General features: G+C 60.5%; 27 protein-coding genes and 2 pseudogenes. 11 read left to right on the top strand and 18 right to left on the bottom strand.

Annotation, left to right across the window (positions count from 1 at the left end; all coding sequences use genetic code 11):
* Window positions 1-45 precede the first annotated feature (45 nt).
* Window positions 46-468 carry an organic hydroperoxide resistance protein gene (locus BN77_RS09120; RefSeq protein WP_007530833.1) on the bottom strand — a complete coding sequence of 141 codons (423 nt, stop codon included), beginning with the start codon at window positions 466-468 and terminating at the stop codon, window positions 46-48.
* Window positions 469-592: 124 nt separating this feature from the next.
* On the opposite strand from BN77_RS09120, the gene BN77_RS09115 reads away from it, so the two are divergent.
* Window positions 593-1,060: a MarR family winged helix-turn-helix transcriptional regulator gene (locus tag BN77_RS09115; RefSeq protein ID WP_007530831.1), complete on the top strand. Its 468-nt coding sequence runs from the start codon at window positions 593-595 to the stop codon at window positions 1,058-1,060.
* Window positions 1,061-1,081: 21 nt separating this feature from the next.
* On the opposite strand, the gene BN77_RS09110 is transcribed toward BN77_RS09115, so the two are convergent.
* A complete protein-coding gene (locus BN77_RS09110; protein WP_007530829.1) occupies window positions 1,082-1,912 on the bottom strand; it encodes a winged helix-turn-helix domain-containing protein in 831 nt (276 codons plus the stop codon).
* 190 nt (window positions 1,913-2,102) lie between these two features.
* Here BN77_RS09110 and BN77_RS09105 point away from each other — a divergent pair, with 190 nt between their 5' ends.
* Entirely contained in the window at window positions 2,103-2,366 is a 264-nt protein-coding gene (locus BN77_RS09105; RefSeq protein ID WP_007530827.1) for a DUF1127 domain-containing protein, read from the top strand.
* A gap of 76 nt (window positions 2,367-2,442) precedes the next feature.
* Here BN77_RS09105 and BN77_RS09100 read toward each other — a convergent pair whose 3' ends face one another.
* From BN77_RS09100 to BN77_RS09080, 5 genes are all read right to left on the bottom strand, one after another.
* On the bottom strand, window positions 2,443-3,168 hold the full coding sequence (locus BN77_RS09100) for a L,D-transpeptidase (protein ID WP_007530825.1): 726 nt from the start codon (window positions 3,166-3,168) through the stop codon (window positions 2,443-2,445).
* 166 nt (window positions 3,169-3,334) lie between these two features.
* Window positions 3,335-4,171, bottom strand: a complete 837-nt coding sequence (locus BN77_RS09095; protein WP_007530823.1) for a L,D-transpeptidase — start codon at window positions 4,169-4,171, stop codon at window positions 3,335-3,337.
* A gap of 112 nt (window positions 4,172-4,283) precedes the next feature.
* Window positions 4,284-5,207, bottom strand: coding sequence for an alpha/beta hydrolase family protein (locus BN77_RS09090; RefSeq protein WP_007530821.1), 924 nt, complete (start codon window positions 5,205-5,207; stop codon window positions 4,284-4,286).
* 110 nt (window positions 5,208-5,317) lie between these two features.
* Window positions 5,318-6,946, bottom strand: coding sequence for a cisplatin damage response ATP-dependent DNA ligase (locus BN77_RS09085; protein ID WP_007530819.1), 1,629 nt, complete (start codon window positions 6,944-6,946; stop codon window positions 5,318-5,320).
* Entirely contained in the window at window positions 6,946-7,956 is a 1,011-nt protein-coding gene (locus tag BN77_RS09080) for a ligase-associated DNA damage response exonuclease (protein ID WP_040677662.1), read from the bottom strand. Before BN77_RS09080 ends, BN77_RS09085 begins: the two co-directional genes overlap by 1 nt.
* A 120-nt stretch (window positions 7,957-8,076) precedes the next feature.
* Here BN77_RS09080 and BN77_RS09075 point away from each other — a divergent pair, with 120 nt between their 5' ends.
* Both BN77_RS09075 and BN77_RS09070 read left to right on the top strand, forming a co-directional pair.
* Window positions 8,077-9,447 (top strand): TIGR03808 family TAT-translocated repetitive protein, encoded by a 1,371-nt coding sequence (locus tag BN77_RS09075; RefSeq protein WP_051177177.1) that lies wholly within the window; start codon window positions 8,077-8,079, stop codon window positions 9,445-9,447.
* Between the two features lie 98 nt (window positions 9,448-9,545).
* Window positions 9,546-10,205: a glutathione S-transferase family protein gene (locus tag BN77_RS09070; protein ID WP_007530813.1), complete on the top strand. Its 660-nt coding sequence runs from the start codon at window positions 9,546-9,548 to the stop codon at window positions 10,203-10,205.
* Here the strand turns inward: BN77_RS09070 and BN77_RS09065 are convergent, their stop codons facing one another.
* Window positions 10,206-11,102 carry a LysR substrate-binding domain-containing protein gene (locus BN77_RS09065; protein WP_007530811.1) on the bottom strand — a complete coding sequence of 299 codons (897 nt, stop codon included), beginning with the start codon at window positions 11,100-11,102 and terminating at the stop codon, window positions 10,206-10,208.
* Between the two features lie 359 nt (window positions 11,103-11,461).
* Here BN77_RS09065 and BN77_RS09055 point away from each other — a divergent pair, with 359 nt between their 5' ends.
* Window positions 11,462-11,815 (top strand): MmcQ/YjbR family DNA-binding protein, encoded by a 354-nt coding sequence (locus BN77_RS09055; RefSeq protein ID WP_007530806.1) that lies wholly within the window; start codon window positions 11,462-11,464, stop codon window positions 11,813-11,815.
* A 47-nt stretch (window positions 11,816-11,862) separates the two neighbouring features.
* Here BN77_RS09055 and BN77_RS09050 read toward each other — a convergent pair whose 3' ends face one another.
* Together BN77_RS09050 and BN77_RS09045 are read right to left on the bottom strand one after the other, a co-directional pair.
* Window positions 11,863-12,480: a glutathione S-transferase family protein gene (locus BN77_RS09050; RefSeq protein ID WP_007530804.1), complete on the bottom strand. Its 618-nt coding sequence runs from the start codon at window positions 12,478-12,480 to the stop codon at window positions 11,863-11,865.
* A gap of 90 nt (window positions 12,481-12,570) precedes the next feature.
* Window positions 12,571-12,927: a hypothetical protein gene (locus BN77_RS09045; RefSeq protein ID WP_007530802.1), complete on the bottom strand. Its 357-nt coding sequence runs from the start codon at window positions 12,925-12,927 to the stop codon at window positions 12,571-12,573.
* Between the two features lie 121 nt (window positions 12,928-13,048).
* On the opposite strand from BN77_RS09045, the gene BN77_RS09040 reads away from it, so the two are divergent.
* Entirely contained in the window at window positions 13,049-13,804 is a 756-nt protein-coding gene (locus tag BN77_RS09040; RefSeq protein WP_040677660.1) for a DeoR/GlpR family DNA-binding transcription regulator, read from the top strand.
* On the opposite strand, the gene BN77_RS09035 is transcribed toward BN77_RS09040, so the two are convergent.
* From BN77_RS09035 to BN77_RS34715, 3 genes and pseudogenes are all read right to left on the bottom strand, one after another.
* Window positions 13,779-14,528, bottom strand: a complete 750-nt coding sequence (locus BN77_RS09035) for a hypothetical protein (RefSeq protein ID WP_007530798.1) — start codon at window positions 14,526-14,528, stop codon at window positions 13,779-13,781. The two genes, BN77_RS09040 and BN77_RS09035, sit on opposite strands and share 26 nt — an antisense overlap.
* 139 nt (window positions 14,529-14,667) lie before the next feature.
* Window positions 14,668-15,675 carry an asparaginase gene (locus BN77_RS09030; protein WP_007530796.1) on the bottom strand — a complete coding sequence of 336 codons (1,008 nt, stop codon included), beginning with the start codon at window positions 15,673-15,675 and terminating at the stop codon, window positions 14,668-14,670.
* A gap of 96 nt (window positions 15,676-15,771) precedes the next feature.
* Window positions 15,772-16,079, bottom strand: a pseudogene (locus BN77_RS34715) (helix-turn-helix domain-containing protein); the annotation flags it as partial.
* Between BN77_RS34715 and BN77_RS09025 the strand changes: the two are divergent.
* Window positions 16,080-16,532, top strand: a pseudogene (locus BN77_RS09025) (MFS transporter); the annotation flags it as partial.
* Here the strand turns inward: BN77_RS09025 and BN77_RS09020 are convergent.
* The 4 genes from BN77_RS09020 to BN77_RS09010 all read right to left on the bottom strand — a co-directional run bounded on the left by BN77_RS09020 (window position 16,529) and on the right by BN77_RS09010 (window position 20,525).
* A complete protein-coding gene (locus tag BN77_RS09020) occupies window positions 16,529-17,524 on the bottom strand; it encodes an NAD(P)H-quinone oxidoreductase (RefSeq protein ID WP_007530794.1) in 996 nt (331 codons plus the stop codon). The pseudogene BN77_RS09025 and the gene BN77_RS09020 overlap by 4 nt on opposite strands.
* A 78-nt stretch (window positions 17,525-17,602) precedes the next feature.
* Window positions 17,603-19,408 (bottom strand): GGDEF domain-containing protein, encoded by a 1,806-nt coding sequence (locus BN77_RS09015; protein WP_007530791.1) that lies wholly within the window; start codon window positions 19,406-19,408, stop codon window positions 17,603-17,605.
* A 142-nt stretch (window positions 19,409-19,550) separates the two neighbouring features.
* Window positions 19,551-19,793 (bottom strand): ribbon-helix-helix domain-containing protein, encoded by a 243-nt coding sequence (locus BN77_RS31980; RefSeq protein WP_007530789.1) that lies wholly within the window; start codon window positions 19,791-19,793, stop codon window positions 19,551-19,553.
* 183 nt (window positions 19,794-19,976) lie between these two features.
* Entirely contained in the window at window positions 19,977-20,525 is a 549-nt protein-coding gene (locus BN77_RS09010; RefSeq protein WP_007530787.1) for an HdeD family acid-resistance protein, read from the bottom strand.
* A gap of 141 nt (window positions 20,526-20,666) precedes the next feature.
* Between BN77_RS09010 and betI the strand changes: the two genes are divergently transcribed.
* From betI to betA, 3 genes are all read left to right on the top strand, one after another.
* Window positions 20,667-21,266, top strand: coding sequence for a transcriptional regulator BetI (gene betI / locus BN77_RS09005; protein WP_007530785.1), 600 nt, complete (start codon window positions 20,667-20,669; stop codon window positions 21,264-21,266).
* The gene (gene betB / locus BN77_RS09000; RefSeq protein ID WP_007530781.1) at window positions 21,263-22,732 is read left to right on the top strand and encodes a betaine-aldehyde dehydrogenase; all 1,470 of its coding nucleotides are present in this window, start codon (window positions 21,263-21,265) and stop codon (window positions 22,730-22,732) included. The genes betI and betB overlap by 4 nt, the downstream gene beginning before the upstream one ends.
* Before the next feature lie 208 nt (window positions 22,733-22,940).
* Window positions 22,941-24,593: a choline dehydrogenase gene (gene betA / locus BN77_RS08995; protein WP_007530779.1), complete on the top strand. Its 1,653-nt coding sequence runs from the start codon at window positions 22,941-22,943 to the stop codon at window positions 24,591-24,593.
* Between the two features lie 75 nt (window positions 24,594-24,668).
* Here betA and BN77_RS08990 read toward each other — a convergent pair whose 3' ends face one another.
* Entirely contained in the window at window positions 24,669-25,115 is a 447-nt protein-coding gene (locus BN77_RS08990; RefSeq protein ID WP_007530776.1) for an RrF2 family transcriptional regulator, read from the bottom strand.
* A gap of 411 nt (window positions 25,116-25,526) precedes the next feature.
* Here BN77_RS08990 and BN77_RS08985 point away from each other — a divergent pair, with 411 nt between their 5' ends.
* On the top strand, window positions 25,527-26,273 hold the full coding sequence (locus BN77_RS08985; protein ID WP_007530774.1) for a phosphoadenylyl-sulfate reductase: 747 nt from the start codon (window positions 25,527-25,529) through the stop codon (window positions 26,271-26,273).
* Window positions 26,274-26,298: the final 25 nt, after the last annotated feature.

The raw sequence follows: 26,298 nt of genomic DNA, 5'->3' as shown, positions 1-26,298 counted from the left end.
CAGATGAAAAGAGCGTCGCGATGCACGACGCTCCTTTCGGTCTTATCAGGCAACGGTGACCGGAACCTCGGTGGAGGTCCGCATTGCGTGACTATAGGGGCATACGATGTGGGCGGCGGCGGCAAGCCTTTCAGCGGTCGGCTTGTCAAGGCCGGGAATGTTGACCGTCAGGGCAACCTCAATGCCGAAACCCGCGCCGTCTTCGCGCGGACCGATGCCCACCGTGGCGCTGACCGTCGTCTCTTCCGGAATCTTGACCTTTTCCTTGCCGGCGACAAATTTCAAGGCACCAAGAAAGCAGGCCGAATAGCCGGCCGCAAAGAGCTGTTCAGGGTTGGTGCCGGTTGCACCGTCGCCGCCGAGTTCCTTCGGAACCGTCAGCGTCACATCGAGTACGCCGTTCTCGGAAACGGCGCGGCCCGCGCGGCCACCGGTGGCGGAAGCTTTGGTCGTATAGAGGATAGGCATGTCAGTCTCCTTTGCGATTGGGTTGGATTTTGTATAACGCGCAATTAAATTGTACGCAAGTGAATTTTGCAAATTGCATTTTGAATTCGAAAGGAGGACAATTGTCCCCTTGGAAAGGACGACGATGAAAGCGCACCTGGCAAAGACGATGGAAATTCCGGAAGAGGAAAAGCGGCTCGAGAACCAGCTCTGCTTTGCGGTCTATTCGACGGCCCACGCCTTCACCCGCGCGTACAAACCGATTCTCGACAAGGTCGGCCTCACCTACCCGCAATATCTTGTCATGCTGGCGCTTTGGGAAAAATCCGAGCAGGCGGTCAAGGCGATTGGCGAACAGCTCGATCTTGATTCGGGCACACTATCGCCGTTGCTCAAGCGGCTCGAACAGAATGGCCTGATCAAACGCACCCGCGATTCCCGCGATGAACGGCAGGTCGTCGTGTCACTGACAGACAAGGGCCGGGCGATGCGCGGCGAGATCGACACGATCATGACCGCCATCGGTCAGGCGGCGGGCTGCACACTTGAAGAAATGAAGACCATCAGGGGCCTGCTGAGGGGCCTTCGCTCAAACCTTACGGCTGCGGTTTAGGGATCGCGATCGCGGTCGGGTTTAACCATCTTGCCGACCCAACAGCGCAGCCTGGCTGGAACGGATGCGCAAGTCGAATTCTCGATGGTTTTCGATGGTGGCAGCGGCTCGACTTTCCGGCAAAAGCTCGGTCTTCAGCCGCTCGACTACGGCCGACGTTATTTCGTCCTGAACCGCGAAGACCTGCCCGAAGTGACGATCAAAGCGCTCCGCCCAGATGATTCCACCTGTTCGCGCATCGACGAGCTCGGTCGTCAGACGCAATTCGTGACCGCTCACGCGAGCGCTTCCGCTAAGGACGTAGCATACACCGAGCGCTAGGGCCACGTCGGGCAGGCGGGCGACCTTGTCGCGATAGGCAAAGCTCAAGTTCTTCGATGTGACAAAGAGATCGGGAATTTTTGCCAAGGCAGTGATGATGTCCTCGACAATACCGTCGGCAATCCATGTATGCCGACCGCCGGGCACCGCTACTGTGAACGGAAGAACCGCGATCGAGGGCCGTCCCAACGGACAGATCGCGGCAGGCGGCGGCGGAGTCTCGCGGCGGAGCACGAGCTTCTCGTCCAAGGCATAACCGCGGCATGGAATGGTGCGAATGAGCTGTGCCGCGCCCTCTCCCAGCGTCCTGCGTATATCCGTCACACACTGGCTGAGCGAGCCGTCAGTGACAGCCACGTTCGGCCAGATGGCAGAAACCAGTTCGTCCTTGGTGACGACGCGTCCCGAATTCTCAAGCAGATAAGTCAGCAACGCGAGGGATTTGGGGCGCAAACGGACATCCAGCCCGCCCTTGCGCAGCCGGCCCTGTTGCAAATCGAGCTGGTGTCCCGCGAATTCGAACATCGACATTGGATGCTCCGAATGTTGGTGCGCAATTTAGCAAACGCTTCCCACCACGACAACGAAGTGTGTAAAAGCACGACACCGAAACCAAAGAATTTCAGAGAAATTTCAAAAGCGCATCAGCGGGTGTTCACGACAACCGCACGGGTAAATGGGAGGCTTGCCAATACAACTTCAGCTTTTTTTGGGGGATACCATGAAGACATTCCTGCACCTGCACGTCGTTGGGGCTTTTTCGCCAACAGCGGCTTTTTCTGGAACGTGGCACGCACTCGCGCATCTGGTTCCGAATCACCATGCGCCTCCAGATCACGTTGCGTGCCGGGCGTTGGACAAGCTTGACGACGAACAGCTCGCCGATATCGGCATCGTCAGACACGAAGAGTTCGCCGGTTGGCATGAGGCAGCGAGGGGCTCCGATCCCGACGCGATCATGTCCAAAAGCTACTCGTGGCGCTAGACCTCAACGCTGACAAATTCGCTCCACGCGGCCCACTGTCTGCCTGCGGCAAGCGAGACAGTGGGACGCAAATTGATCACTGCAGAACGAGGACCGGCGCCTTGTTCGGCACGCGATCATAAAGGTCGATAATGTCCTGGTTCAGCAGTCGCACGCAGCCTGACGACACGGCCTTGCCGATGGAACGCCAATCCGGGTTGCCGTGCAGGCGGTAGAGCGTGTCTTCGCCATTCGAGAAGATGTAGAGCGCACGCGCGCCGAGCGGGTTCTTCAGGCCTGGCTCCATGCCGCCGTTTTCAATTGAAAATTTGGTGAGCTCCGGCTGGCGCGCGACCATTTCATTCGGCGGCTTCCAGCGTGGCCACCTCTGGCGCCACTGAATGACGCCCGTGCCCTGCCAGGCAAATCCTTCGCGACCGACACCAATGCCGTAACGCATCGCGGTACCGCCTGGTTGCACGAGGTAGAGGAAACGCGAGGGGGTATCGACGACAATCGTGCCGGGCGCCTGGCCGGTCGGATCGACGACCTGCTGACGATAAAAGCGGGGATCGATCTTCTGGTAGGGCACGGCCGGAATGAGAAAGCCGCCGTCCTCTATCGGGCCGTACATGACCTCCAGCTCGGCATCACCCGGAGCCAGTGGCGCCTGGAACGTGTTGACCGGGGGAGTGCGCATGACGACCGGCTGAGCCATGGGAGGCGGCCCGGCCGTTGACGCGCAGCCAGCCAGGGCCGAAGCCGCGGTCATGGCCGAAAGCGAAAGGAAGCTGCGGCGGGAAAGGGATGGTTCAAAGCTCATAACGCGGGTCTGGGTTCCTGTTGCGCTGGAAGGACGACGCCCTTCGCGGAGTGTGGTTCAACGCCGGTGACGACACAGGAAATTACCGCCTTGCGCTAAATAAACCACTACCTCACGAAGTCGTGTCCGCCCGAGGACCGACGATATCGCCCGCGCTGTTGCGCGTCTACATCACGACGATCTCAGCCTTCGCCGGAACGCGGTTGTAGAGGTCGACCACGTCCTGGTTCAGCATGCGAACGCAACCCGACGACGTGGACTTTCCGACCGACTGCCAATCCGGAGTCCCGTGAATGCGGTAAAGCGTATCCTGACCATCCTTGAAGATATAAAGAGCGCGCGCACCGAGCGGGTTTCCAAGACCGGGGTTCATGCCGCCGTTTTCCGCCGAGAAGGCCCGGACGTCGGGCTGGCGCGAGACCATTTCGGCGGGCGGCGTCCAACGCGGCCATTTCTGCTTCCACTGAATGACGCCCCGACCAGACCATGCATAGCCGTCACGGCCGAGGCCGACGCCGTAGCGCATCGCCTTGCCGCCAGGTTCAACGAAATAGAGGTGTTTGGTCTTCGTATCGACGACGATCGTACCGGGATTCTCCTTGGTCGGATAGTCAACCTCCTGCCGCAGATATTGCGGATCGATGCGGCTGATCGGTATGGCCGGCAAGGTGAAGTCGGTGTCACGCACCTGGCCATACATGGCGCCATTCACGGGATTGGTGACCGGCAGGCCGTAGGTTCGGCTGAAGTTAGCACCCGGGATTCCATAGGTCTGATTATAGATTGTCGGGGGCACACCCGACCTCTGCGGGACCGGTGTATCCACCGGCCTAACCCGCATGGGATCGACACCGGGGGGATTATAGAAAACAGGGGACGTTTCCTGCACGAAGCGGGCGGGATCAGTGGCACCGGTATCCGGCACGAGGATATTGCAACCACTCAGGCAAAGAGCAGCGGCCGCAAGCCCGGCAAATGGCGACACCCGGCTGGAAACAGTCATAAAACACCCTCATCGACGACAGCGAGACGTATAGCTGCGGCAAGGATGGCACGTGCGGCTGGCGCGAGGCTGGTCAACAGATCAGCTTGCATCAATGGCCGTCAGATTGCGATCAGGCGGCAACGCCGTGGAAAAACTTTATACTCTGTTCAATCTCCGCCGGCAGCGCCGAGGTGTGGTTGCCGGTCACCGTGTCCGTTTCGATCTGGACACCGCCGGAGCGGGCGCGGCTGGCAAGCAGGCCGGCGCGGTCGTTGAAATGGGCCTCCTCGGTGCCGTGCACGACACGGACTGGGCATTTGAAGCTTTTGGCATAGCAGAGCGCACTGCGCACTTCGAATTCATGGGCATTGCTATCGTCGAAACGAATGTCCTGCGGGTAGCGATTGAAGAAACGAAACGCGTCCGGATTGCCGGAGATCGGTGCCGCCGCGCGGAATTTGTGGCTGCTCATCGCCGCCAGCATGGTCAGCGTGCCGCCAATGCTGTGGCCGGCGATAAACAGGCGGTTGCCATCGACGCCGGGAAGATGCTGCAAGCGGTCGGCCGCTGAGAGCACATCGTCGACTTCGTCGTAGAAACCCGAGAAATTGCCCATCTGGCCGTTTTCGCCGCGCAGCGACGGCATCATCACCACGAAGCCCGCGTCGACATAGGCTTTGAGCAGAACCCAATGACCAAGCCCCATGGCGTTGCCGCCGTGTAGGAACAAAATGCCCGGCTTCGGCTTGCTGCCGCGCTTGTATTTGGAGACCCACGCGACCAGTTCCAATTCGCCGCCATAGCCGGACCGGTAGAAGATCTTCTCACCCTCCGCGGGAGCGTCGAGCGGTTCATACTTGTCTGGAGCCGGCCCCTTCTGCAAGAGCTTGGTATGGAAGTGTTTGCGGATCTTGGCATAATCGTGATCGATCAGTCTCGGCACGTCAGGAACGTCGAATGCACTTGCAGTGCGCGGGAGCAGGAGGGCTCCAGCCAGGCCTGCAAGAACAGTGCGGCGCTGGCGGAGAAAAGAATTACCTTCGTCTGACGTCATTTCACACTTCCATGGTTCCCGGCGATTCGAAAATTGCACCGGAAGCGCATGGTCGCCAACACACGTTGTGTTGAAAACGGTGGACATGCGGCGTTTTGCGGCAGAAAAACCTACTGCTCGCCCTTGGCATCGATCATGGCGACCAGCGTCTGGAGGCGATCCGCCTCGTAGGACGGCTTGTCGGGACGCAGACGGGAGATCCGCGGAAAGCGCATCGCAACGCCTGACTTGTGGCGGGTTGAGCGATTGATGCCTTCGAAGGCGACTTCGACGACGAAGCCGAAATCCTTGTCCGCCCTGACGGCCCGCACCGGGCCGAAGCGCTCCGTCGTGTTGTTGCGCACGAACTTGTCCAGTAGTTCCAGCTCGGCATCCGTGAAGCCGAAATAGGCCTTGCCAACAGGAACCAGCTGTTCACCTTCCGGTGTCTCGGTCCAGACGCCGAAGGTGAAATCCGAGTAGTAGCTGGAACGCTTGCCGTGGCCGCGTTGCGCGTACATCAGCACTGCGTCGACATTGTAGGGATTGCGCTTCCACTTGAACCACGGACCCTTCAACCGACCGGCCTGATAGACGCTGTCGCGACGCTTGATCATCACCCCTTCAATGACAGGATCCGGCGGCGACGACCGCAGCTGATCCAGTTTGTCCCATGAAGAGAACTCGACAAGGGGCGAAAGATCGAAGCGGTCGTGCGGTGCACGGTCAATGATCTCCGCAAGCCGTTCACGACGATCGATGTAGGAGCGGCCACGCACGTCCTCGTCCCGATCGAAAAGCAAATCGTAGGCACGAATGAAGGCCGGATACTCGTCGAGCATCTTCGTCGTCACCGTCTTGCGGTTCAGGCGTTGCTGCAGATCGGAAAAGGTACGCGTCGGGCTATTCGAACGCGTGGTTCCGCCCACGAGCAACTCACCGTCCATCACGCCGTCAAAGCTGATCGAGTCGAGGATATCTGGAAATGCACCGGAGATATCATCGCCGGAACGCGAGTAGATCTTGCGCCTATCGCCGGAACGCGACAGCTGCACGCGAATGCCGTCCCACTTCCACTCCGCGGCGTATTCGGCGGGATCGAGCTGATCGAGATCCCCCTCCTCGACCGGATTGGCGAGCATGACGGAATGGAAGATCGCCGGCGTTGCCAACACCGGTCTGTCACCCTGCCCTTCCAACCAGCGAAACAACGGTTCGTAGGGAGGCTGCAGGCCATGCCACAGCGTCTCGATTTCGGTCACGTCGCGTCCGCCCATATCGGCGAGCGCCTGCTTTGCCAATCGCGAGGAGACGCCGATGCGGAGCGCCCCGGTTGCGAGCTTGATGAAGGCGAAACGACCTGACGTGTCCAGCCGATCGAGCAGATCGCGCACGAAGCTGCGGACCTCGGTGCGCCCGAGCGCGTTCATTTCCCTGACGACCTCGCCAAGCCGCGGCTGGGCAAGCGCCGACCGTTCGATGTCCTTCTCGGCGTCCCAGACAAGCGAGATCGTCTCGGCGAGATCACCGACATAGTCGTAGGAATAGCGAAAGAGCACCTCGTCCATCCGCTCCAGCACCAGCTCGCGCAGCATTGCTGGCTTGACGTTGCGCACTTCAAGTGTGCCGGCGATGGCAGCAAGGCCGTAACCACGATCCGGGTCCGGGGTGCCGCGGAAGTAATCGGTGAGCAGCTTGAGCTTGCTGTTGCGACTGGGGGTCAGCACGAGGCGATCGAGGAGGTCGGCGAATGCTTTCATCAGTCAGCCTCGTCTTCATAACCGACCAGGTGGAGCGGCCGGGCCCTGACGCCTTGCAGCTGGCACCAGCGAACCAGCGCCTCCTCGCGGCCATGCGTCACCCACACTTCCCCGGGGCGCAGATCGCTGATCGTCTCGATCAGTTCGGGCCAGTCGCAATGGTCGGAGATGACCAGCGGCAGCTCGACGCCCTGCTGTTTGGCGCGCTGACGCACCATCATCCAGCCAGAGGCAAATGCCGGCAGCGGCTCATTGAAGCGTCGCGCCCAACGATCGGCAAAGGCGGAGGACGGGCCGACGACGATGGCTCCCTTGAAGGCGGATTTGTCGCGGCTTTCGATTGTCGCCGGGCGAAGCTCACCAAGATCGATGCCTTGTTCCACATAGTAGTCACAGAGACGTTCCATCGCGCCGTGGATATAGATCGGCTGGTCGTAGCCGGTGTCGCGCAGCAGGCGGATGACGCGCTGCGCCTTGCCGAGTGCATAGGCGCCGATCAGATGGGTGCGCTCCGGAAATTGGCGCAGCGAGGCGTAGAGCTTGCCCATCTCATCGACGGGATCGGGGTGGTGGAAGACAGGTAGACCGAAGGTGGCTTCGGTGATGAAGACATCGCAGGGCACCGGCACGTAGGCCGCGCACGTCGGGTCTGCGCGCCGCTTGTAATCGCCCGAGACGACGATGCGGGTGCTGTTCTTCTCGATGGCGATCTGCGCCGAGCCGAGCACATGGCCGGCCGGATGAAAGCTGACTTTCACGCCATTGATCAGGATCTCCTCGCCGAAGACGGCAGCCTGCTCGCTTGCGCAGAAGCCGTCGCCATAGCGGATCTGCATGATGTCGAGCGTCTGGCGCGTCGCGAGTACGTTCACATGGCCGGGCCGCGCGTGATCGGAATGGCCGTGGGTGATCAGGGCTCGCCCGACCGGACGCACGGGGTCCACATAGAATTCTCCCTCGGGACAATAAAGCCCTTCGGGGGCGGGATAGAGCAAGGCGTCTGGTCTCATGCCAGCAAAGATAGCGGGAAAGAGCGCAAGGGCCAGTGGGATGTGTGACCAGGCCGGACGACGCTTGCCTGTACTAAAATGAAACAGGTGCGCTGGCACGTTTCCTGCAGAACGATCGCTATGAGGAAAACTTCATTAGCATCGTCGCGCCGCGACTTCTTCCACCTTGCGGGAGTATCGGCGCTCGCGCTGATTGCTTCCCGCAGCTTGGCGGCAACGCGCGACCGTAATCTGCGGGGAGCTACCGGGTCAGTCCAATATAAGATGACGCCCGGGGCGGACGACCGCGTAAGACTGCAGAAGATGATCGATCAGGCCGCAGCGGAAAACGTGCCGGTTTTCCTGCCACCCGGCACCTACAGGGTTTCCAATCTCGTGCTGCCGGAGAATACGCGGATAACAGGCGTACCGGGAGCGTCGCGCATCGTCTATACGGGCGACGGCCACCTCTTCAGCGCTGACAGTGTCAAGCGCGTCGAACTGTCGAACATAGCCATCGACGGGCAGAACCGCTGGCTTGGCGACTATGCCGGCGCGCTACTGCAATTTACCGGCGTCGAAAAGGTGATGATCGACAATTGCGATATCGCCGGCAGCCGCAAGCACGCCGTTCAACTGGAGCGATGCGGCGGCCGGATCGAGCGCAGCCGCATATCGGGTGCGGGCCAGTCCGGCATCTATGCCGTCGAATCCGACGGACTTTCAATCACCGCCAATGACGTCTCCGACTGCGGCAATGGCGGCATTCTCGTGCACCGCTGGAAGAAGGCGGCTGATAACAGCGTCGTTGACGGCAACCGCATCTGCAGGATCAAGGCCAATGACGGCGGCACCGGCCAGAACGGCAACGGCATCAACATCTTCCGCGCCGACAACGTGATGGCCGCAAACAACCACGTTTCCGATTGCGCTTTCACCGCCATCCGTGCCAATTCGGCCTCCGACGTCCAGATTACCGGCAACCAATGCCAGCGCTCGGGCGAAACGGCGATCTATGTCGAATTCGAATTCCAAGGTGCCATCGTGTCCGACAATGTCGTGGACGGTGCGGCAAACGGCATCTCGATCGCCAATTTCGACCAGGGCGGCAGGCTGGCCAGCGTGACCGGAAACGTCGTGCGCAATCTGACGCTCAAAGGCCCCTACGAGCATGAGGTCGGCTTCGGTATCGGCATTGCTGCCGAAGCCGACACGCTGATCTCCGGCAACATCATCGAAGGTGCTCCACGATGGGGTATGCAGCTCGGCTGGGGACCCTATATGCGCAACCTCGTCGTGGCCGGAAATATCATCCGCAAGGCGCCCGTCGGCTGCGCGGTCTCGGTGGTAGAGGGCACAGGCGCGGCCGTCATCACCGACAATGTGTTTCAGGAGACGGTCGATGGAGCTGTCCTCGGCTTCGAATGGAACAAGAAGGTATCGGGCGAACTGGCGACCACCGGTTCCTCGCGTTTTGCGCAGCTGACGGTCGAGCGCAACCGTATCTCCTGAGAAACATCAAAAGCTTTCATCGATTCATAAGGCACGGAGTCTTCCGCCAAGACGTTTCCGCTTCTACCCTGGAGCCAGCGAATTAAGAGGACATCGACATGCTTACGATCTACGGAGTCTATCGCTCGCGCGCCTCGCGCGTTTACTGGATGGCCGAGGAACTGGGGCTCAAATTCCAGTCGGTGCGGGTCATTCAGGCAAGGCGCCTTGCCAACCCGCTTGCCACCGATGCGCCTGTCAATACGCTGTCACCGGACTTCTTGGCAATCAATCCGATGGCACTGATCCCGAGCATCAAGGATGGCGACCTCGTGATGCACGAGTCGCTTGCCATTACACTTTACCTCGCACGCAAACATGGCGGACCGCTTGCCGGCCAAACCGTCGCAGAGGACGGTTTGATGACGATGTGGACGGTTTGGGCGGCAACCGAGGTTGAACCGCATACCGTGAAGATCGTTTATGTCTACGACGACGAGAAGCAGAACAGCGAGGAGGGCAAGGCAACGATCAGCGTTGCCGTCCGATCGCTGAAGAAGGCGTTCGCGATGCTGGAAAAGCATCTCGCGACGAACGAATACGTCGTCGGCAATCGCTTTACGGCCGCCGACCTCAACATCGCGGAGGTGCTTCGCTACGCTCAGACGGAACAGGCGCTGTTCGATGCCCATCCCAATATCAGCGCTTGGATCAAGCGCTGCCAGTCGCGACCCGCCTATATCGCGATGCAGGCGACGCGGTCACAGGAACCGGTCTGATCAGGGAAAGAGCTTGAGCGTACTGGTCATTTCCTCACGGATCCAGACCTTGAAATCCTTCACCTTCTTGGGTTCGCGCGCGCCTTCGGCCGTCACGAAATAGTGGCCGAAACCGGTTTTCGCGCGAATGCCGAAGGGTGCAACCAACTGTCCCTGCTGCAGGGCGAAGCTCGCCAGTGTCTGCCATGCAAGCATCACGCCTTGCCCAGCAATCGTGGCATCGAGGCAAAGCGAGGCGTCGTTGAAGACGTGGCGCGTTTCCAGCGTCGCGCCCGAGAGACCGGCCTCGCGCATCCAGACATCCCAGGTGAACATGGCGCGGCCATCGATCACCGCCGGCAGCGACACGATATCGGCGGGCTGGCGCAGTCTCGCCGCCATGGCGGGCGAGCAGACCGGAAAGACCTCCTGCTGAAGCAACAGCTCCGCCTTCACGTCGGGCCACTGCCCGCTGCCAACCCGGATGCCGACATCCACGTCGCAGAGCGCCGGATTGACGAGCCGGGTGGTCGCATCCATCCGCAGGCGGATCTCGGGGTGCCGCTCGGCAAATCGATCGAGCCTATAGACGAGCCAGCGCGCGGCAAAGACCGGCGCCACGGAGATCGTCAGGACGCTGTCGTCGCGCCGCTGTGTCGTCGCCACCGCTTGCGACAACGCTTTGAAGCCTTCCGTCAAGCTCGGAAGCAAGCGCCCGCCAGCTTCGGTCGCGACCATGCCTTTCGGCGTGCGCTCGAAAATCGCTTGGTCGAGCTGGGCTTCGGCCTTGATAACCTGCTGGCTAACCGCGCCGACGGAGACGCCGAGTTCTTCGGCCGCGGCCTGCAGCGAGCCGAGCCGGCCTACTGCCTCGAGGGCGCGCAATCCATTCAGGTGAACCGAGTTCAAGTTTTTCATATAGTTTTTCTATACTGAGATGATGGCAATCTCAATTGAAACGCGGCCGGATGGCCGCAATAATCGGGCAGTGTTGAGCAGATACTTCGTTCGCCACTCTGGAAGGAAGCGAGGCACGTCATGCGAATATTCAAGTTTTTCTCGAGCATCGAAACGATAGAACCGCCCTACAGCGCAGATAGCAAGCGGGATCCGCTCTACCATCCCGATCTCGCCAGGATGTCGCCGACGGCATTAGCCGACCTGCCGCTCGGCCCGCAACCGCACACGCCCGCGTCGGAACCGCGACAGCTAGCAAAATGCGCATAGGCCCTTGAAATTTGTTAATCTGTGCCCGCTTCAGTTTCGAGCGAGCTCAAATGTCCGACAAGGTCGATACCATCTTTGCACGTCTCAAGCGTCTTTCCGTGGAAGCCAATCTTCCTGATGTCGAGCAAAGCACGTCTTACGGCAACCCGGCGCTGAAGGTCGGCGGCAAAGCCTTCGTGGTGGTCAAGAACAACGAAACGATCGTGCTTTCCATCTCGATCGACGACAAGGAACGGCTGATCGAGATGGCGCCCGATATCTACTATCAGACATCCCACTATATCGGCTGGCCATCTATGCCGCTGCGCGCCGCGATGATCAGCGACGCGGAACTCAAGGAGCGGCTGATCGGCGCGTGGCGATTCCGCGCACCAAAGCGGCTTGCCGTGAATTTTCAGGGCTGAGCGCACCCCCGACATGCCTCCGGCGGTGCTTTGGGCCGCAACACGGCCTAGGCCTGCTCCAGCTCCAATGCCCGCTGAACGGCCGGGCGCTCCATCATCTGGGCATAGTGGGCCGTCGCCTTCCTGAAGCGGGCCGGGTCAACGCCGTCGGACCGCAGCCAGCCGGTCATGACGAAGAGGTAGGGATCGGCAACGGAGTAGTATTCGCCCATGACCCAGGGGCCCTCCAGCATCTTCTCATCGATGATCTCGAAGCACTCGGTCATGGTCTGCGGAACTTTCGCCTTCATTGCCTCATGGGCAGCCGGATCATCGGCCCAGCGGCTGCCTCGGCGCCCATGCGCGTGGTTCACATGCACGGTCGAGCAAATATAATTGTTGAACGCCTGCATCCGGGCGAACTCGAAGGGATCGAGGGGCGCCAACTGCGCGGTCGGCGCGACCTGCGCAATAAACGCCAGGATTGCCGGCGTTTCGGTGAGGACGCCGCGATCGGTCACCAGCGCGGGAACCCTGCCCTTCGGATTGATTTCGAGATATTCAGGCGAACGCTGTTCCGTTTCGGCGAAGTTCAGCTTCTTCGTTTTGAACGGCAGACCGGACTCCTCCAGCGCAATCAGGCTTGCGAGCGCACAGGTATGCGGAGCAAAGTACAGTGTCAACATGATCGACTCCCTTCGAGGCTGACTTTATAGCGCGGCTGGCTGCAAACGCCAGATCGAGGCCGGCAGGCCGGCCTCTTAAATCATCCCACCTCAAGTGCAGCCTGGCACATCCTCGACCCTGTACCACACGGGAATGCCGCGTTCGCGTGCAATGCGCACGTCGTTATCGGCACCCTTCGATTCTCCTTCGAGCCTGAGCACGCCGTCGCAAAGCTGCAACAGTCGGCCGGCGACGGGGTGGAAGATCTGTTCGTAGAGATCATCTCCGACAGCTTTGCCGCCCGCAGCATTCCACACCGGGAGAGCCACCCACTCTCCAATCATCGGTACGTGACCCGCCTTGAACAGCCTGTGTGAGGGTTGTTCAAGGCGCTGCAAATTAGCCGCCATTTTCGCCGGGTCGTCGCCGGTTCCGGACCTGTAAGGCCCTGCAATCAAAATCATCATGGTCAAGCTCCATTTCCCTCGGCTTCATGCTCGAGACGACAGATAACTGCACGATATTTCTTGAATGTCGAATCATTTCGTGCAAGTTCATGCTACTTCGTGCAATTATTGGATGGACGCCGTGCTCACCAGTCAACGCAAATCACTAATCCTCGATCTCCTTCGGCGGGATGGCCAGGTCATCGCAAAGCGCGTCGCCGAAGACTTCTCGCTGTCGGAAGACACGATCCGCCGTGACCTGCGGGAAATGGCAGCGGAGGGCTTGCTGAAGCGAGTCCATGGCGGAGCAATGCCTGTCGCACCGGAGCTTCCTGACTTCTCGGCGCGCAAAGGCCTTTCGTCTAAGATGAAGGCGCGCCTCGGAAAAAAGGCTGCCTCACTCGTGCGACCGGGGCAGCTGATCTTTCTCGACGGCGGCACAACGACGGCGGAGATTGCCCGGCAGCTGCCGCGCGAGTTTGCGTTCACAGTAGCGACGCACAGTCCGACGATCGCCGCGGAGCTCGAACATCATCCGACGGCAAGCGTGGTCCTCATCGGCGGCAAGCTCTATAAGCACTCAATGGTGGCAGTCGGTTCCGTTGCCATGGCTGCGATCTCGCAGCTCCGGCCGGACATCTTTTTTCTTGGAGTGACGGCGGCCCATCCCGTACATGGCCTTTCGACCGGCGATTTCGAAGAAGCGGCCATCAAGCGCCACATCGCCGCCTGCGCGGCGGAGACGTACGTGCCATTGACGGAGGAGAAACTAGATCACGTCTCTCCTTGCCAAGTCCTTTCGATCTCGGGTGCGTCGGGACTGATCGTCGTCGCGGACATAGCCGCGGCAACCATTAAACCCTATCGCCACCTCACTGCCGAGATCCTCGAAGCATGAACGGCTGAGCAAGGCGCGCCCTGAGTTCCTCCAGGTTCTGCGGCAACAAGCTTGCGGCGAGACCGGCGACGAAAATTGCAAATACAACATAGGCGAACGTATCGCGCCCCCGCCCGATGATCAGGAGTTCGTGCAGTCCGGGCTGCAGCGCCGCAATCGACGCCGAAAGCCGCATGTCGCCTAAGAACCGACCGGGGATGGTGGCGAAGGCCGGTGCCTCCGATAACGCAAACAACGCGCCATAGACGGCCGAGAAGCGGATGATCGTTCGCAGCGGACGCCAGGCCCCGAGTGGTCGCGCGCCGCTCTCTTCGAAGGCCCAGCCGATATAGGCACAGAAGACGATGAGGAATAGGAACGCCACCGGAAGCCCTTCGAGCACCGTCTCGGGTTTCAACTGGCCGGTCCAGCCATTGGCGAGCAGCAACGGAAACGGCGCCGATGCCACGAACCAGATTGTAACGACGGCGCCCCAGGCCCAATTCATCGAGAGATAGTGGATGCGAGCAAGAGTAACGACGAGGATGATGGCTCCCGCGAGGTAGACGCCGGACGGCTTCATCGATCCGGTCATGGTCACCACGATCGGTCCGCAAGAGCCGGCAACGCGAGCGCAACCGGATGAAACGACGGTCAGCCACGTCACATAATCAAAGCACATCGTGAAAAACAGAAAGATCGCTATGGCGATCAGCATCCACCAAAGATAGCGACCCGCAAACATATCCTGCCCTCATGGCGTTCGATGTACTGGGCAAATGGTAACTCAGCCGTCTAAAACCGCATCCGTTCTCGTGGGCTGTAGTTTCACATACATTAGCAATTTCTGTTCGTGCGGCGCGACTGTCCCGTTCCGGAACGGCTTATGCCGACAGCGCATCCGTCGCGCGAATATCACCAACATGAATACCGTTCCAATTGTGCATCTGGACAGTCGCCATCGCCGCCAAGCTCGCGCGAATCGGATCGTCCTTGCCGAAGAAGCGGCTGAGCGTTGCCGCGACCATTGTCTCGGAGGCACGCGAATGGCCGTCGTCGCACTTGACTGCGACTGCAATTCCCTGCTCGGGAACGGCCGCGCAGAAAACGCCTTCGGCACCGGTTTTGGCGAAGATGCGGCCAGGTGCCACGTTCATCAACTCGGTGCAAGCGCGGCCAGTTCCGGCGACATAGAACGGCTCGGCCATGCAGGCATCGAACAGCCGGCGGGAAGCCTTGGCGCGAAGCGGCTCGAGGTCGTGGCCGGTCGCCATCTTGGCAAAGCCGTGCGCCAGACCACGCAGGGGAACCGCATAAGTTGGGATGGAGCAGCCGTCCGTGCCGCAGTTGTCATGGCCGAGCGCCGCACCCGTCAGGCTTTCCATGACGCCGCGGATTTCGGCCTGCAGCGGATGGTCGTAGCCGACATATCCTTTGGGATCGATGTCCTGATGGCAGCAAGCACAGATGAAGCCGGCGTGCTTGCCCGAGCAGTTGTTATGCAACGGCGTCGGCTTCCCAATGGCACGCGCCTGATGGATCAGCACCTTTTGGCTCGAGGACCAATGCGCTCCGCATTCGAGCGTTTCGACATCGCGCCCAGCTTTTGCCAGCATGGCAGCGGCGAGCGCGACATGCTCGTCCTCGCCATTGTGCGAGGAGCAGGCAAGCGCCAATTCCTTGTCACCGAAGCCATAGGCATCCGCCGCGCCACTTTCCATCAGCGGCAGCGCCTGCATCGCCTTGCAGGCAGAGCGCGGAAAGGTTGCTGCATCGATATCTCCGATCGAGAAGACGATCTTCCCATCGCCATCCACAGCAACGACGGCACCGCGATGCCGACTTTCCACGAGCGCCCCGCGGGTGACTTCAACGGTGACGGGATTTGTCATAGCGTGATCCTGATCGTTTGCGCAGATGCGTCACGCATAACGAGTCGCGTTGATAATGCAATTGTCTTTTTGGCACCTGCGGCGCGGTAATGAAGGTTAGAGTGGCGCGATACGATAGGCACAGCGGCGGGCGCCAAGCAGTGGGTGCTCCTCGCGCTCCACTTTGGCGCCGAGAATGGCTCGAAAGGCCTCAAGCTGCGCGCGGCAGAAGCCGGCGCAAACAGTTGCCGTTGCGCAGATCGGGCGACGGTTTTCGACGAGCAGCAGGAACCGTCCGCCATCTACCAGCTGTCGGCCATTTAGCCTTCCCGCGTGCGAACGGCGGCGAGCTGCCTCACTCGCGACTGAACGTCAGCCGCATCCACTTCTTCGCGGTATCGCTTGAGAGTGTCTGCTTTGCGGGCGATGTCGGTTTCATGGCCGCCCTCGTCGCCTTCCTGAAATGCCGTTCATGCCGATGTGGGGCACGCTGCAGCGCCGCTTGCGCAAGCGTGCATGTTCTTGCCCTGGGAGCGCTGATCTATTGTCTCTGTCTGACATTCCTGAGCTTTGCCTCGGCGCCCTTTCAGATCTGTGCCCTCGTGCTGAACAACGCCTGCGGCGCTTCAGCCATCCTCAGCGTGCCGACACCTACCCGCAGGACCTGATTGCCGATCGCCCGGAGCTGGGCAGCTCGCGGTTTTCGGTTAACACGTTCATCGCCAACGGCATCAGTGCGTCGATCTTCGCGGCCGGCCCTGCCTATTCGGGCACAGCACTGCTGCCGCCGTCATCGCCTTGCTTCAGTTGGCCTTCTGCTGTTCCTTGAGCGATCTCCCCGATCCGGCAGCCGGACTAGAGCCCTTCAGGGCCTCTAGAGCCGAAGCATGATCTTGCCGACGTGGCCGCTCGTTTCCATCAGCCGATGCGCCTCGGCAACATCCTCGAAAGACACGACGGTATCGATGACAGGCGCAAGCTTGCCTTCATCGAGAAGCGGCCAGACCTGGGAAAGAAGATCGTCGCGGATCGCGCGCTTCTCCTCGGCAGTGCGTGGGCGCAGCGTCGAGCCGGTGATCGTCAGCCGTTTGACCATGATCGGTGCCAGATTGACCTTCTCCGCGACGGCCCCGCCGAGAAAGGCGATGATCGACAGGCAGCCGTCTTTCGCCAGTGATGCCACGTTCCGCTCGAAATAAGCGGCACCGATCATGTCGAGGATGACATCAACACCATGACCCGTTTCGGCCTTGAGGACTTCCGCAAAATCCTCCGTTTTGTAGTTGATTGCCCGCTTCGCGCCGAGCTTGATGCAGGCATCGCATTTTTCCTGCGAACCGGCCGTCGCGTAGACCTCGGCGCCGAAGGCTCGCGCAAGCTGGATGGCTGTCGTTCCTATGCCGCTCGAGCCGCCATGGACGAGAACCTTCTCGCCTTCGGTCAGCCCGGCCATCTGGAACATGTTCGCCCAGACGGTGAAGTAGTTTTCCGGAAGTGCCGCAGCTTTGACGGCGTCATAGTCCTTTGGAAAGCGCAGAGCCTGGCCGCTGGGCAGCAGGCAATATTCGGCATAGGCGCCGCCATTGGTCAGCCCGCACACTTTGTCGCCAACGGCAAAATCCCTGATGCCCGGGCCGATGGCGACGATCTCTCCTGCCATTTCGAGGCCGAGAACCGGGCTTGCGTCCTTTGGCGGGGGATAAGTTCCTTGACGCTGTGCGACGTCGGGCCGGTTGACGCCGATCGCCGCAGTGCGAACAAGGAGCTGGCCCTCCCCCGGTATCGGCAACGGTCCGGTGGCAATCCGCATCACCTCCGGCGCGCCAAAGCTCGGCAGGTCGATGAAGCGCATTTGTTTGGGCAAAGACATGATCCGGTCTCCTCGTTCCGAAAGCATGTCAGATAGTCCAGCGCTACGGAGTTGAGAAGGCAGGAACAGCGGGTGGCGTCAATTGGTCTCGCCCAGGAGGTGGAAAACGAGCCCTTCCTCGCTTTCCTTGGCTTCCGCCTTGATATGGGCGATTTCGGCGCTGACGCGATTGATGTCGTCGATGACGAGACCTTCCGGCAGTTCAAGCACGCCGATCGAGCAGCGCATCAGCGGGAATAGCGCCTCGACGCCGGCGCGGTCATGGCCCCGAATGCGGCCGGCGGCACGATCCGCATCGGAATAGAGGTCGAGCACATCGCCGTGAAAATCGCTAATCAGGCGATCCAGGATTTCGGTCAGTTCCTCCTTGGTCCAACCGCGCACGCCAATGAAGAAGTCGTCGCCGCCGACATGCCCCAGGAAATGACGCTCGGCGAAAAAATAGCGGCGCATCAACGCAGCGAAGAGCGAAATGGCGTGGTCGCCGAGGTGAAAGCCGTAAGCATCGTTGAACGGCTTGAAGTTGTCGAAGTCGCAGTAGCAAAAGTGGCGCTTCTCGTCGCCATCAAGGCTCGACTCGCGCATGAAGTCGCGGATCGCCCGGTTGCCCGGCAGCCCAGTCAGCGGGTTCTGGTCCTGCGCCGTCTTCAGCTTCTTTTCGTTCATGACCTTGATGAGCGAGGCGGCCGAGACGACGCCCGCGTAGCGCATGTTATCGGTCAAGAGCAGGCAGTTCGAGCCTTCCATGTTGGCGAAGATCGCCATCAGCTGCTCGGTATCGGAATCCAGGCCGACGATCGGCGCCATCTCGACGAAGTGAGAGATCGTTCGCTCGTAGACCTTGTTCTTCAGGAGATCGCGACCGAAGGGCTGGTAGATGTATTCCTTCAAATGCCGCTCGTGCAGGATGCCGCGGGGCTCACCGTTCGCGTTCAGGACCGGGAAAAACGCCTGCTGCGGATTGCGGCGGAAAAGCTCGAAGACGCTGTCGATCGTGTCGTTCTCGTAGACCGTCGGCAGCATCTCGATCTGCTTGCGGATCAGGATCTCATCCAGGGATTGCGGGATGCGCTTGCTCTTGCCGAGATCCAGCAGGTGCGGAAACGCGGGCTGCAATTCTGTGATGTGGGTCGTCGGGCGGGAGATGAACCAGCCCTGGACGAGATCGACGCCGAACTCGCGGCAGGCGATGAACTCCGCCTCGGTCTCGATCCCCTCCGCGATGACCCGGGTGCCGAGCACATGCGCGATGTGGACGATGTTCTTCAGCAGGTGGCGCTTGCGTGGGTTGCTGTCGATGTCGGCGATGAAATGCCGGTCGATCTTCAGGTAGTCGACCGGGTGATCGCAAAGCAGTTTGATTTCGCCGTGACCAACACCGAAATCGTCAATCGCCAGTTTGAAGCCGGCTTTGCGCAGCAGTGATACAAGCGCCGCAAACTCCGGCACGCTGGTATTGTCGAAGCGCTCGGAGAATTCGAAGCAGATGGACGACGGGGGAATATTGGCAAGCTTTAAATGCTGTAGCAGACCCTCCACCAGCCGCTCGCCATGCGGGATCAGCCGGACATCGAGATTGAGGAACAGCGTCGAACTTGAGAAATGCGCGAGCGTGGCGAACTTCGCTAGCGCCCTGCTTGCCACCATCTGCTCCAGTTGCAGCAACTGGTGGTTTTTGTGCGCCTCATCCAGAATCTCTGCGGGGGTACCGAAACCGATGCGCTCCTGCCCGCGCATCAGCGATTCATAGCCGAACGCCACTCCCGTACCTGCTTCCACAATGGGCTGAAACGCGTTCTCGACGACAAGCTTTGCAAGGTTCACAATCTGATCGCTTGCGTAACGACGAACAAGCGCCGGATCGACGGTGGCCGCCAAAGACATGCCAATCTCCACTGTGTCTTGTTGTTTTGCGCGCGGACACTGGCGGAGAAGGATCAACGAACCCTTTCCCGAATGTGAAACTTTTATGAAAACCTTCTCACTCAGTCAGTCGATCGAATTTTTCGATCAATCAACAGCTTGGTCAAGCTCTACGCCGATGTTCGGCCTCGTGATCGGCGAACATCTCGGCGACGCATTTGCCACCACCTGGGGTGCAATCCGGATTTAACATTTCATCGCGGTCCCCGCCAAGTTTGCGGGCGGCGTCCCACATACGCAGAGCTTCGCGCACGACTTCGCTGCTTGAAGCGTAGGTGCCGTTGTCAACAGCGGCCCGGATATCCGCAGCCTGTAATGGTGAAATAGATACGGTGACCATCGGCATGAGATTCCTCCCTTTCCCTCGTGGGCACGTAGGCCCGATCGGGGGACGGTTGACCCGTCCACGGCATTACCGATGCGCGCCGCCGCCTCGGCTGCCTCTTCGCATTCAAATTTTAGCTCTCCATCACATAGTTGTCAAAAAAGAAACAGTCCGTGATGTGAGCCTGTGAATTGTGAGTACAACTCAGCGACGGACAGCCAGACCAAAGGCGAGCATCGACCAGCCCTGAACTAGAAGATCGCAAGCGAGGAAAAGCCCTAGGATCCAGAGGCTGTTGACGGGCCATCCAGTGGCAATCACAACGCCGGCCAGCGCGGTGATGATCCCGCTGGCAAGAACCCAGCCCCACCCTCTGACCGGGCGCATGCGCCAGCCGACCCAGGTACGGAACACGCCCGCGATCAGCAAGGCGACGGCAAGAAACAGCGTCAACACCGCCGATGCCAGGAGTGGGTTCTCGAAGGCAAAGAAGCCGGCCAATATATAGAGGACGCCGCTCAGAGCCCAAACCAACACCTGTCCCCAGGTTCTCACCTGAAACGCGTGAACCAAGTAGACGATGCCGCCGATCAACATGAGTATTCCGACATAGTAGACGGACACAACGGTCGCGAGCGCGACGTTTGCCAATGCGATTAGGCCGCAGACGATGAGCAGTACGCCAAGCAAGGCGAACCAACCCCATTTCGATTGGAGAGATGAAAAGCTCAGTCGATCAGACATATCTGCCATGGCACACCTCCTGGTTGGTAGGGAATATGTCTCAAAAACGCAGAATTGGAAGAGGTTGCTCCATCGCGCCCGCCTCAGATTTTTGTTGATTGATCAGTCAATCAAAATTATATTGGATGTCATCTTCAAGGGGGTGATGCGATGCCCAAAGTCGGAATGGAGCCTGTTCGCCGTAAGGCGCTCGTCGATGCCGCGTTGCGCGTGATCGGGGACCAAGGCTCGCTGACGGTGACCATGTCGGAAATTGCTCGGCAGGCCGGTGTATCGCCGGCACTGGCGCATCATTATTTCGGCAGCAAGGAGCAGCTTTTGATCGAGTCCGTCCGCTCTCTTCTAAAGCAGCTCCGCGACGACGCGGTGACGGCGCTGAAGACGGCGGATGCGCCGCGCGAGAAATTGTCCGCCGTCATCCGCGTCAGCTTCCAGGCCGACCAGTTCGCCCCGGCGACGATCGCCGCCTGGCTTGCTTTCTATGCCGAGGCGCAGCGTTCCGAGGAAACCCGACGCTTTCTTGTCATCTATGCCCGCCGTCTGCGGTCGAACCTGATCGCCAACCTGAAAGCGCTCTGCCCTCACGATGCCGCAGAACGCATCGCTGAGGGCGCGGCTGCGATGATCGACGGGCTCTACATCCGCCAAAGTCTGAGGTCTGCGCCCGTCAGCATCGAGGCATCGATCGCGCTTACGGAAGACTACATCAATTCACAGCTTGCCGCCCTTGCGAAAGGACAGATCCAATGATCCTCAAAGCCCAGCCGAAAGCCTCCCATTTCATCGACGGCGAGTATGTCGAGGATGAAGCCGGTAGCGTCATCGAAAGCATCTATCCGGCGACCGGAGAGGTGATCGCCCGGTTGCACGCAGCAACGCCCGCCATCGTCGAAAAGGCGATCGCGGCCGCCAAGCGTGCCCAGCCGGAATGGTCCGCGATGAGCCCGACCGCTCGTGGCCGCATCCTGAAGCGGGCGGCCGACATCATGCGTGAGCGCAATCGCGAGCTATCCGAACTCGAGACGCTGGATACCGGCAAGCCGATCCAGGAAACGATCGTCGCCGATCCGACATCCGGCGCCGACAGCTTCGAGTTCTTCGGCGGCATCGCCGCTGCCGGCCTCAACGGCGCCTACATCCCGCTTGGTGGCGATTTCGCCTACACGAAGCGCGTGCCACTCGGCGTCTGCGTCGGCATCGGCGCATGGAACTACCCGCAGCAGATCGCCTGCTGGAAGGGTGCACCGGCGCTCGCCGCCGGCAACGCCATGGTCTTCAAGCCATCGGAAAACACGCCACTCGGCGCGCTTGCCATTGCCGAAATCCTTCACCAAGCGGGCCTGCCGAAGGGGCTCTATAACGTCATCCAGGGCGATCGCGAGACCGGCCCGCTACTCGTCAACCACCCCGACGTCGCCAAGGTTTCGCTGACCGGCTCGGTGCCGACCGGGCGTAAGGTCGCCGCGGCGGCTGCCGGCAGCCTCAAGCATGTCACCATGGAGCTCGGCGGCAAGTCGCCGTTGATCGTCTTCGATGACGCCGATATCGACAGCGCCGTCGGCGGCGCGATGCTCGGCAATTTCTATTCGACGGGCCAAGTCTGCTCGAACGGCACCCGTGTCTTCGTGCAGCGGAAGATCAAGGCGGAATTCCTGAAGCGGCTGAAGGCCCGCACCGAGGCGATCGCCATCGGCGACCCGATGGACGAGGCGACGCAGCTCGGGCCGATGGTGTCCTGGGCGCAGCGCGATAAGGTTCTCTCATATATCGAGAAGGGCAAGGCGGAGGGCGCGACGCTCGTCACCGGCGGCGGCATCCCGAACAACGTTTCCGGCGAGGGCTACTATGTGCAGCCGACGGTGTTTGCGGACGTCACCGACGAGATGACGATCGCCCGCGAAGAGATCTTCGGGCCGGTGATGTGCGTGCTCGATTTCGATGACGAGGCCGAGGTGATCGCCCGCGGCAACGCTACGGAATTCGGCCTCTCCGCCGGGGTCTTTACCGCGGATCTGACGCGCGCCCATCGCGTCGTCGACCAGCTCGAGGCCGGCACGCTGTGGATTAACACCTACAATCTTTGCCCTGTCGAAATACCGTTCGGCGGCTCCAAGCAATCCGGTTTCGGACGCGAGAATTCGCTGGCGGCGCTGGAGCACTATTCGGAGCTCAAGACTGTTTACGTCGGCATGGGGTCGGTCGTTGCGCCGTATTGAGTGGTGCGGCCTGCCCTCGCCCTTTCGAAGGTCGCTTCGCCGCGCTTCAGGGGGCGGGCAGGAAGGCTCGGCTTCGAAGGCGAAAGCAGGAGAACCGGAAGCAGTGGGAGACATCAATCCGGCTCATGGTGAGGAGGCCCGAGGGGCGGTCTCGAATCACGAGGCGGCTCAAGGCGGCGCGGGACGATAAAACACTAGAGGAAGTAGCATGCAGCAGGCAGATTTCGTCATCATCGGCTCCGGCTCAGCGGGCTCCGCCCTTGCCTACCGTCTGTCGGAAAACGGCAAGAATACCGTCATTGTCATCGAGGCGGGCGGTTCCGATTTCGGGCCGTTCATTCAGATGCCGGCGGCCCTTGCCTGGCCGATGAGCATGAAGCGCTACAATTGGGGCTATCTCTCTGAGCCCGAGCCGAACCTCAACAACCGGCGCATCACCGCACCGCGCGGCAAGGTGATCGGCGGCTCCTCCTCGATCAACGGCATGGTCTATGTGCGCGGTCACGCCGAGGACTACAACCGCTGGGAGGAACTCGGCGCACAGGGCTGGGCCTATGCCGACGTGCTACCCTACTTCAAGCGGATGGAACACAGCCACGGCGGCGAGGAAGGCTGGCGCGGCACCGACGGGCCGCTGCACGTCCAGCGCGGTGTCTTCCGCAACCCGCTGTTCCGCGCGTTCATCGAGGCCGGTAAGCAGGCGGGGTTCGAGGCGACGGAGGACTACAACGGCTCGAAGCAGGAAGGCTTCGGGCTGATGGAGCAGACAATTTTCGGCGGCCGCCGCTGGTCGGCAGCCAACGCCTATCTAAAACCGGCTCTGAAGCGGCCGAATGTGGAGGTCGTCTACGGCCACGCCCACAAAGTGGTGATCGAGGACGGCCGGGCTACCGGTGTCGAGATCGAGCGCGGCGGCAAGGTCGAGGTCGTCAAGGCGAACCGCGAGGTGATCGTCTCGGCTTCGTCCTTCAATTCCCCGAAGCTCCTCATGCTGTCGGGCATCGGCCCCGGCGCGCATCTGCAGGACATGGGCATCGAGGTCAAGGCGAACCGGCCGGGCGTCGGCGCCAATCTGCAGGACCACATGGAATTCTATTTCCAGCAGGTCAGCACCAAGCCTGTTTCGCTCTATTCCTGGCTTCCCTGGTTCTGGCAGGGGGTCGCGGGCGCGCAATGGATGTTCACCAAATCGGGGCTCGGTACCTCGAACCAGTTCGAGGCCTGCGCCTTCCTGCGCTCGGCGCCTGGCATCAAGCAGCCTGACATCCAGTACCATTTCCTGCCGGTCGCGATCAGCTATGACGGCAAGGCGGCGGCAAAAAGTCACGGCTTCCAGGTACATGTCGGCTACAATCTATCGAAGTCGCGCGGCAATGTTACGCTGGCTTCCTCGGACCCGAAGGCCGACCCGGTCATTCGCTTCAACTATATGAGCCATCCGGAGGACTGGGAGAAATTCCGCCATTGCGTGCGGCTCACCCGCGAGATCTTCGGACAAAAGGCCTTCGACCATTATCGCGGACCTGAGATCCAGCCAGGCGAGAACGTGCAGACCGACGAACAAATCGACGAATTCCTGCGCGAGCACCTGGAAAGTGCCTATCACCCCTGCGGCACATGTAAGATGGGCGCAAAGACCGACCCGATGGCCGTCGTCGATCCCGAAACGCGTGTCATTGGCGTCGATGGGTTGCGCGTCGCCGACTCGTCGATCTTCCCGCATGTCACTTACGGCAACCTCAACGGCCCGTCGATCATGACCGGCGAGAAGGCGGCCGACCATATACTTGGCAAACAACCGCTGCCGCGCTCCAACCAGGAGCCGTGGATCAATCCGCGCTGGGAAGTGAGCGATCGGTAGGACTGCCAATCGCCATCAGATAAAGCCGAGCCCAGTGGCGGGCTTTCGTGAGCGCCGCGGGGTCCGCGGCCGGGCCTAAGCCAACAGGCGGGTGACCTGCGCACCCTTTGCCGGAGCGACGGCATCGGCGATCGTGGTCGAGAACAGCACCTTGCGGGTGGCATCTGCCACCTTGGCGAAGACATGACGGATCTCGCAGTTCTGTTCGCCGTCGCAGTCATCGCATTTGCGATAGGCGGTGATTGAGAGGCAGGGAAGTGGCGCGATCGGGCCGTCGATGATGCGCAGCACCTCGCCAAAGGTGATCATGTTGGCCGGCTTGAGCAGGAGATAGCCGCCCGTCTTGCCGCGACGGCTGACGACGATGCCCTGGTGTTTCAGGTCGAGCAGGATCTGTTCGAGGAACTTTTTCGGTATCTTCTGCTGCGCCGCGATGTCGGAGATCATCACAGGTTCGCCGTCCTCGGCTGCCGCCAATACCGTCAGCGCTCTCAGCGCATATTTTGCCTTCTGCGTAATCATTTTTGACCGTCGACACACACATGGCGGGCGGAATCACCAACCCGCAGCAAGCTCGATCCTGCCTCTATGGCATGCGCAGCATGAACGGAATTTGAACAAACCTGCGAAACCCTTGAGAGACAGGGTTTTTGGCCTTGTTTTTTCACCTCAGCCAATATCCCAAATTTAAGCCAAAATGCGCTCCTGATGTCATCAATTCACATTTCCGATTGACAGGCAACGTGTTACTCTACTAAATCAATAGACATTGAGCTGGCCGTCGGCAAAACATCGCCGGTGCGGCTGCTTTTCCGCATTGCAGCGGCCGGGGAGAGATATTTGCTCCTATCGCGCCCGCTTTCGAAATCTGTTTTTCTGTCCGACCCGAGCCTGACCTGCGATACTCCGGCCAACATCAAGGACAGGATCCCCATGACTGTTGCTGCCAATCCAAACGCTCAGGCGGAAACGCTGAATGCGAGACTCGCAACCCTTGACCTTGCGGGACGTCTGTCGCTCGTTGCCAGTCTCGGCGGCCGCGTCGTCTTCACTACCTCTCTCGGCATCGAGGACCAGGTCATCACCGCCGAAATTGGCAATCATCGCCTGCCGATCGAGGTGGTGACGCTGCAGACCGGGCGACTGTTTCCGGAAACACTCGCCCTGATCGACGAGACCGAGACGCAGTACGACATCCGCATCAGCCGCTACGAACCGGAACAGGCCGACATCGACGCCTATGCCGCGAAATACGGCATCAACGGTTTCTACGAGAGTGTCGAAGCAAGGCATGCCTGTTGTGGCGTGCGCAAGCTGAAGCCGCTTGCGCGCGCACTCGATGGGGCGACCATCTGGATCACCGGTCTGCGCCGAGGCCAATCGGCGAACCGCGCGGAGACGCCGTTTGCCGAGTATGACGCCGAGCGCCACCTGTTGAAGGTCAACCCGCTAGCCGATTGGGATATCGACGCAATTAAAGCCTACGTCGCCGACAACGACGTGCCGGTCAATCCACTGCATGCCCGTGGCTATCCCTCGATCGGCTGCGAACCCTGCACCCGGGCGATCAAACCCGGCGAGCCGGAGCGAGCCGGTCGCTGGTGGTGGGAACAGGATGAAAAGCGCGAATGCGGCCTGCACGTGGCTGAAGAGGCCTCGGCGATTGCCGCGCAACAGTAACCCGTCGATTTCGGGATCGGAGCGC

The sequence above is a fragment of the Rhizobium mesoamericanum STM3625 genome (genome assembly GCF_000312665.1).
Classification (GTDB): Bacteria; Pseudomonadota; Alphaproteobacteria; order Rhizobiales; family Rhizobiaceae; genus Rhizobium; species Rhizobium mesoamericanum.
This window is presented reverse-complemented; position numbering and strand designations above follow the sequence as displayed.

Excerpts from the sequence above, each read along its gene's own strand:
- BN77_RS09090 (WP_007530821.1), bottom strand. The coding sequence starts at position 5,207 with ATGACGTCAGACGAAGGTAATTCTTTTCTCCGCCAGCGCCGCACTGTT.
- betB (WP_007530781.1), top strand. The coding sequence starts at position 21,263 with ATGATCCTCAAAGCCCAGCCGAAAGCCTCCCATTTCATCGACGGCGAG.
- BN77_RS08985 (WP_007530774.1), top strand. The coding sequence starts at position 25,527 with ATGACTGTTGCTGCCAATCCAAACGCTCAGGCGGAAACGCTGAATGCG.
- BN77_RS09115 (WP_007530831.1), top strand. The coding sequence starts at position 593 with ATGAAAGCGCACCTGGCAAAGACGATGGAAATTCCGGAAGAGGAAAAG.
- BN77_RS09035 (WP_007530798.1), bottom strand. The coding sequence starts at position 14,528 with ATGTTTGCGGGTCGCTATCTTTGGTGGATGCTGATCGCCATAGCGATC.
- BN77_RS08990 (WP_007530776.1), bottom strand. The coding sequence starts at position 25,115 with ATGATTACGCAGAAGGCAAAATATGCGCTGAGAGCGCTGACGGTATTG.
- BN77_RS09095 (WP_007530823.1), bottom strand. The coding sequence starts at position 4,171 with ATGACTGTTTCCAGCCGGGTGTCGCCATTTGCCGGGCTTGCGGCCGCT.
- BN77_RS09065 (WP_007530811.1), bottom strand. The coding sequence starts at position 11,102 with ATGAAAAACTTGAACTCGGTTCACCTGAATGGATTGCGCGCCCTCGAG.
- betA (WP_007530779.1), top strand. The coding sequence starts at position 22,941 with ATGCAGCAGGCAGATTTCGTCATCATCGGCTCCGGCTCAGCGGGCTCC.
- BN77_RS09030 (WP_007530796.1), bottom strand. The coding sequence starts at position 15,675 with ATGACAAATCCCGTCACCGTTGAAGTCACCCGCGGGGCGCTCGTGGAA.
- BN77_RS09015 (WP_007530791.1), bottom strand. The coding sequence starts at position 19,408 with ATGTCTTTGGCGGCCACCGTCGATCCGGCGCTTGTTCGTCGTTACGCA.
- BN77_RS09075 (WP_051177177.1), top strand. The coding sequence starts at position 8,077 with ATGAGGAAAACTTCATTAGCATCGTCGCGCCGCGACTTCTTCCACCTT.
- betI (WP_007530785.1), top strand. The coding sequence starts at position 20,667 with ATGCCCAAAGTCGGAATGGAGCCTGTTCGCCGTAAGGCGCTCGTCGAT.
- BN77_RS09085 (WP_007530819.1), bottom strand. The coding sequence starts at position 6,946 with ATGAAAGCATTCGCCGACCTCCTCGATCGCCTCGTGCTGACCCCCAGT.
- BN77_RS09045 (WP_007530802.1), bottom strand. The coding sequence starts at position 12,927 with ATGATGATTTTGATTGCAGGGCCTTACAGGTCCGGAACCGGCGACGAC.
- BN77_RS09100 (WP_007530825.1), bottom strand. The coding sequence starts at position 3,168 with ATGAGCTTTGAACCATCCCTTTCCCGCCGCAGCTTCCTTTCGCTTTCG.
- BN77_RS31980 (WP_007530789.1), bottom strand. The coding sequence starts at position 19,793 with ATGCCGATGGTCACCGTATCTATTTCACCATTACAGGCTGCGGATATC.
- BN77_RS09120 (WP_007530833.1), bottom strand. The coding sequence starts at position 468 with ATGCCTATCCTCTATACGACCAAAGCTTCCGCCACCGGTGGCCGCGCG.
- BN77_RS09080 (WP_040677662.1), bottom strand. The coding sequence starts at position 7,956 with ATGAGACCAGACGCCTTGCTCTATCCCGCCCCCGAAGGGCTTTATTGT.
- BN77_RS09050 (WP_007530804.1), bottom strand. The coding sequence starts at position 12,480 with ATGTTGACACTGTACTTTGCTCCGCATACCTGTGCGCTCGCAAGCCTG.
- BN77_RS09105 (WP_007530827.1), top strand. The coding sequence starts at position 2,103 with ATGAAGACATTCCTGCACCTGCACGTCGTTGGGGCTTTTTCGCCAACA.
- BN77_RS09110 (WP_007530829.1), bottom strand. The coding sequence starts at position 1,912 with ATGTCGATGTTCGAATTCGCGGGACACCAGCTCGATTTGCAACAGGGC.
- BN77_RS09055 (WP_007530806.1), top strand. The coding sequence starts at position 11,462 with ATGTCCGACAAGGTCGATACCATCTTTGCACGTCTCAAGCGTCTTTCC.
- BN77_RS09020 (WP_007530794.1), bottom strand. The coding sequence starts at position 17,524 with ATGTCTTTGCCCAAACAAATGCGCTTCATCGACCTGCCGAGCTTTGGC.
- BN77_RS09070 (WP_007530813.1), top strand. The coding sequence starts at position 9,546 with ATGCTTACGATCTACGGAGTCTATCGCTCGCGCGCCTCGCGCGTTTAC.
- BN77_RS09010 (WP_007530787.1), bottom strand. The coding sequence starts at position 20,525 with ATGGCAGATATGTCTGATCGACTGAGCTTTTCATCTCTCCAATCGAAA.